3 protein-coding genes and 1 pseudogene are annotated in these 5,309 nt (G+C 31.3%); all 4 read left to right on the forward strand.

What is annotated here, in order from left to right; genetic code table 11:
• A partial coding sequence (topB, locus tag RRB46_RS10515) for a DNA topoisomerase III (protein ID WP_311538495.1) occupies window positions 1–1,685 on the forward strand: 1,685 nt, incomplete at its 5' end.
• Complete coding sequence (locus RRB46_RS10520; RefSeq protein ID WP_311538496.1) at window positions 1,678–2,616, forward strand: DNA (cytosine-5-)-methyltransferase; 939 nt, start codon at window positions 1,678–1,680, stop codon at window positions 2,614–2,616. The genes topB and RRB46_RS10520, both read left to right, overlap by 8 nt.
• A gap of 36 nt (window positions 2,617–2,652) precedes the next feature.
• The gene (locus RRB46_RS10525; protein WP_311538497.1) at window positions 2,653–3,240 is read left to right on the forward strand and encodes a hypothetical protein; all 588 of its coding nucleotides are present in this window, start codon (window positions 2,653–2,655) and stop codon (window positions 3,238–3,240) included.
• A gap of 43 nt (window positions 3,241–3,283) precedes the next feature.
• Window positions 3,284–5,309: pseudogene (locus tag RRB46_RS10530) on the forward strand (DNA helicase); the annotation flags it as partial.

Raw genomic sequence — 5,309 nt, forward strand, 5'->3', positions numbered from 1 at the left:
TTACAATTGCAAAAGTAATTGGAGCAAGAACAAGAAAAAACGGATATTATGAGGGAGGTGGATACATTGTTTCTTGGTGTGTAGGTCATTTAATTCAAATGGCAAGTCCAGAAAGACACGATGAAAAATGGAAGAAATGGTCAATAGAAAATCTTCCAATAATTCCAGAAGAATATATTTATGAAGTATCTAAAAGCACTAAAAAACAATATGGAATTTTGAAAAAACTTTTAAATGATAAGAACATCGACACAGTTATAAATGCTTGTGATGCTGGTAGAGAGGGAGAACTTATTTTTAGGCTTGTATATAATCAAGCTAAATGTAAGAAGAAAATTCAAAGACTTTGGATATCTTCAATGGAAAACAAAGCTGTTGAAGATGGATTTAGAAATCTTAAAGACGGAGAAAACTTTGAAGACTTATATAGATCAGCAAATGCAAGAGCAATTGCGGATTGGTTAGTTGGAATGAATTTAAGTAGGCTTTATTCTTGCATTTACAAGGAAACATATTCAGTTGGTAGAGTACAAACTCCAACTCTATATTTAATTGCTAAAAGAGATAGTGAAATAAACCTATTTAAGAAGCAAAAATATTATACGGTAGACCTATCTTATAAAGGATTGAAGCTTGTATCAGATAGGATTGATAGAATTGAAGTTGCAGAGCAACTATTAAATTTGCTAGAAGATGAAATAGTTATTACAGAAGTAGTAGATAAAGAAATAAGCACAAAACCAGATAAGCCTTATGATCTCACTACCTTACAAAGAGAAGCAAATAAATATTTTGGATATTCAGCAAATGACACTTTAAATCTGGCACAAGGTCTGTATGAAAAAAAGCTAATCACATATCCAAGAACAGATAGCAGGTATCTAACCGATGATATGGTCAATACTATGAAAGAATTATTAGAAGGGCTTGAAGATGATTTTAAGGTTAATGAATCAAATTTTAAGTCTATTTTTAATTCATCTAATGTTACAGACCACTATGCGATTATTCCTACTATATCAGGTATTGGAAAAGCCAAAGATTTATCTGATAGAGAAAGTAAAATCTATAATCTAATAAAGAATAAATTACTTGCTTCATGTTCGGATAACTTAAAGGAATCTAGTAGAAAAATCAGATATGAATATGATAAATTTAACTTCAATGCAAGTGGCAAGACTATAATCGATGAAGGTTATACCAAGTATCTAAAGAGCTATGGAAAAGAAAAACAAAAAAATGAATTACCAGATATAAAGACTGGAGATAAAATTAAGCTAACTTCTAAAAATATATCGGAGAAATTCACCAAAGCCCCAAGTCATTATAATGAAGATACACTTTTAAAGACTATGGAGAATGCAGGAGTAGAATCTTTGGATAAAGCTATAGAAGTAGAAAGAAAAGGCTTAGGAACACCAGCTACAAGAGCAGGAATTATCGAAAATCTTATCCATAAGGATCTTATAAGAAGAGATAAGAAAAATCTACTTGTAACAGAAAAAGGCAATAGGCTTGTATCGATTGTAGAGGATAAGTTTAAATCAGCAGAAACAACATCTGAATGGGAAATGAAACTTGCAAAGATTAGCTCTGGTGAAGTAGATAAAGAAGACTTTTTAAGAGAAATAGAAGATAGTATAAGGGAGCTTGTAGATAGGTACAAGAATAATCTAAATGAATAAGGTGAAGATATTAGAGCTTTTCGGTGGCATAGGTGCTATTAGAAAGGCTTTTATTAATTTGAAGATACCTTATGAAGTAGTTGATTATGTAGAAATAGATAAGGCTTGTGTTAAATCATACAACGCACTTTATGGAGAAGACTATAAGCCAAAATCAGTAGTAGGATATAAAGCTCCTAATGAGAAGATAGACTTAATAATGCATGGAAGTCCTTGCCAAGACTTTTCAAGAATAGGAAAAAAGCAAGGAGGAGTAAAGAATTCGGGAACTAGATCAAGCTTACTATTTGAAACAATTAGAATAATAAAAGAAATGAAAGATAAACCTAAATGGATAATTTGGGAAAATGTAAAGGGAGTCCTTGATAGAAATATGAGGGACTCCTTTTTTATTTATCTAAAGGAGCTAGAAGACCTTGGATATGAAAGCAAGTATGAAATCTTAAATGCAATGGACTTTGGGATACCTCAAAAAAGAGAAAGGATATTTGTTGTTTCATGTCTTGGAGCAAATAACTTTTCTTTTAATAAATTGGAGAGGAAAGAAACAAGACCACTAAGTGAATTTTTAGAAAAGGATGTAAGTGAACTTTATACAATGACCCAACCTTATATGCTGAAATTTTTAAATAAAGGCATAGATAATAGTTTTAGAGGGCGACTAAAAGTGATTAAAGATTTTTCTTATACTATTTCTACAAAACAGATGAGAGTACCCAATTCTGGAATAATAGATATTGGAAATGGTCAGTATAGGTATTTAACAGAAAGAGAATGTTTAAGGCTCATGGGCTTTGATGATAGCGATATAGACAAATTAGAGGAAGTGCATCCAAGAAGAAAAAATTGTACTTCAAGCAAGCTATATAAGCAGGCCGGCAACTCTATTGTGGTTGATATTTTAATGGCTATTATTAGAGTGATATATTAGATTTAAATGGGTATAAAAATAGCTGAGGTGAAATAATTGGATAAAACAAATTTAGTTCCTGAAAAACTAAAAAAATTATTTGGAAGCGAGTATAATCGATCAACGCAATTAGGAAAAGAAATAAGCAATACAAATTTTGTCCAAAGGTATGATCATTTATGCTTAAGAAAAGAAAGAAGTTTAATGCATCAAGAAGATTCATTGGAGAAACTTATTAATGACATAGATAACGAAATAATGAAAACAAAACTTAACAATAAACAGGTTTATCTAGAATTACAAAAATACAGGCATATAATAGCAAAAGATAAAAATGATGGAGGCTTTGCAGGAACTAAGTTCCCCAAAATTATTAAAATGATTGGTTCTATTCTGATATTAGCATTTTCTTTAACTGGTTGGAAGATTATAGATGTTATTAAAGATTGCAATGATAAAATTGGATTAGCTCTTACAAGATTAATGATTGTATTAATTTTAGTAGTTGGAATATTTTTATATAAAACATTTACATCAACAATATATGAAGATAATACAAGTAAATATCATGACTTTTTAACTAGTTATTTAATAATTAATAATTCGGATATTATAGGCAAAAGTTTTATAGACGATGGAAAATGACATTCTATCGTCTTTTTTTGTTGCTTTAAAAAGGAGGTAGGAAATGCAAGTAAATGATTTTAAGAATATACAAGAAGCAATAAAGTATGAAGTGCTAGAAGATGAAAAAGAATATTTAAAACTATTAAAAGTTATAGGCAATAATCAGAAATATGATTTTTCAAGCCAACTAAGTATATACAACAAGGAACCTGAAGCTAGAGCTTGTGCGACTTTTTATATGTGGAAGAAATATTTTGGTCGAGTTGTTATGAGAGGAGAGAAGGGTATTCCAATTTTAGTTGGAAGTGATGTAAATCAAAGAATTTCATATATTTTCGATATTAGTCAGACTACATCAATGGATAGGAATATTAATGAGGTTAGCTTATGGCAGTTTGATCACGAAAATCATAACGAGGCTTTAAAAGAAATAATAAATAATTCTTCATTTGAAGCTAGTGATTCACTCAATGAAAATATATTTTCTTTAAGTCGAATTTATGGAGATGAATATATTAACTTGGCTCTTGCTGATTTGAGGATAGATATAGAGGATAGACTTAGTTTTGAAAAGTTTATGAGAGACTCAATATCCTATGCGGTAGCTAATAGGTTTAATACAGTCTATCCTATGGATATGGAAAATTTAAAAAATAATTTTTTGAGGATTAATACAATTTCTTTAGAACAGATAGGTCTTGTAATATCAAGGGTTAGTGAAGATATTATAGATAGAACAATAGAAAAATCTAAGGAAATAGATCGTGCTAGGCTGCTGACAGAAAGGGCCGCTGCCGACTATAATAAAGATATAGAAAATATAAATGAAGATAGAGGAGGTCAAGATGATTTATATAGACGAGATGATAGGTCAAGAAGTGGAGATGGACGAGTTTTCACAGATGGAAGCGACAGAGGAAATAGCGATGAAGATCGAAGAGAAAACCTTGGACATGATGGAGAAGGATATGGAATTTATGGAGAGATTTCCGAATCCGACTTACGCGGTTCTGAGACTGTCTTACCTGGTAGGGAGCGAGGACATGGAGAACTGGAAGAAACTTCAGGAAATGTACGAGGAGAAAACACTTTTGAACCATCTGAAGGAAATTCAGAATCAGGCAGTGGACTTTATCAAGAGAGAGAAAGTCAAGATGATGAAAGCCCAAGGATTGACAGAGAAGATGATGAGAGAGAATCCAGAGGAATACCAAGGACAGATGAACAACTTGATGGCAACAGTGAAGAGAATGGCAATCAAGGAATACGTGGAAGCTTAGAAAATGAAATAAGCCAAGAAAAGGAAGCTGATGAAGCTTCTTTTTTTGATGGCAAAAACACTGAAAATAGAAAAGATTACTGGATTGTAGAATTTAATGAAAACCACGAATTAGTTCCCGATTATAGTGGGCAGATAGTAACTAAAGATTTAATTAATGTCCTAAGACAAAAGGATATTGATGTTAAAGACCATAATCAAACTCTTGGAGAAAATGAATTTGGAGAAATGACTGATGATTATATCGGATATTTCAAATTTTATTTTGACCACTATGTAGACGGTGAAGTTGTCGAGCATTATAGGATTGACCTTGGTGATGGTGAAGAAGTAAATGAGCGTGAATTTTCATATTTAGAAGAGCAAGTTGCATTAAGTGAGGAAAAATCATTACAAGAAGAAGTTAAGGAAAAGATAGAGCCTAAATTTAAGATAGGCGATCAAGTTAGATATAAAGATAAGGACTTCACCATTACAGATTTTGATGAACTAAGTGGAGGACTTAAAACTGTAACTATCAGAGATAATATGGAATATATGGGAGGTATGATTAGGGGTTCGGAAGTAATTCCATATAGAAACGATTCATACCTTGAAGAAATCTTTGAAAATCTAACTCAAACATCAGAAAAATTAGCAGTAAAGGTTGGAAAAGAATTTATTTTAGAAGATAAGAATACCTTTGATGGAATTAACTTAATTGAAGCTGGAACTAAGGTAGAAGTTAATGGGGAAGAATTCCCTTTATATAAAGGTGAAACATTTGAAGAAAGTAGAAAGATTGATGACCTTTTAGATAGTGGAAATT

This window comes from uncultured Anaerococcus sp. (assembly GCF_963512375.1).
GTDB lineage: Bacteria > Bacillota > Clostridia > Tissierellales > Peptoniphilaceae > Anaerococcus.